Source organism: Neptunomonas antarctica, assembly GCF_001305295.1.
Classification (GTDB): domain Bacteria; phylum Pseudomonadota; class Gammaproteobacteria; order Pseudomonadales; family Balneatricaceae; genus Neptunomonas; species Neptunomonas antarctica.
In genome coordinates this window covers 1-684 of sequence record NZ_LJSI01000004.1, presented here as the reverse complement: position 1 = coordinate 684, position 684 = coordinate 1, and the positions used below count along the sequence as shown (strand labels likewise).

Annotated in this window: 1 protein-coding gene; it reads left to right on the top strand. The window is 42.0% G+C overall.

Features of this window, described 5'->3' with window-relative positions; translation table 11 throughout:
* On the top strand, window positions 1-650 hold a 650-nt coding region (locus Nant_RS00020), incomplete at its 5' end, for an IS3 family transposase (RefSeq protein ID WP_054339597.1).
* Window positions 651-684: the final 34 nt, after the last annotated feature.

Genomic DNA, 684 nt, shown 5'->3' with positions numbered 1-684 from the left:
TACGTTTAGCCGGCACAGCTGTAAATCATAAGCGAGTTCAACGCCTGATGTGCGAACTTGGCCTTAAATCCAAAGTGAGGCAGAAACGGTATAAGTCGTACAAAGGCGAAGTGGGCAAAATTGCCCCTGATTTGGTACAGAGAAAATTTACTGCTGACAAACCAAATCAAAAGTGGGTAACGGATGTGACAGAGTTTAAGGTGGGCGATCAAAAGGTTTACTTATCACCCGTTATCGACCTATTTAACCAAGAAGTCGTGAGCTACGAAGTGCGCCAATCTGTTAAGTTAGCATTGGTCACAGACATGCTCAAAAGTGCGACAGCTAAACTCACCAAACATGAAAAGCCCGTTGTTCATTCAGACCAAGGTTGGCAGTATCAGAACAAGATCTATCAACAACACCTTAAAGACAAAGGCTTACAGCAAAGCATGTCGCGAAAAGGGAATTGTTTGGATAACGCGATCGCAGAGAACTTCTTCGGTATATTGAAAACAGAGATGTATCACAACGAAGTTTTTAAGAGTGCCGATGATCTCATGGAAAAAATCAAAGAGTACATAGAGTATTACAATAACAAACGTATCAAGCTGAAACTAAAAGGCCTGAGTCCGATTGAATATCGAAACCAGGCCTTGGTAGCCGCTTAAAAATGAGTCCAACTTTATGGGGTCACTTCACAAT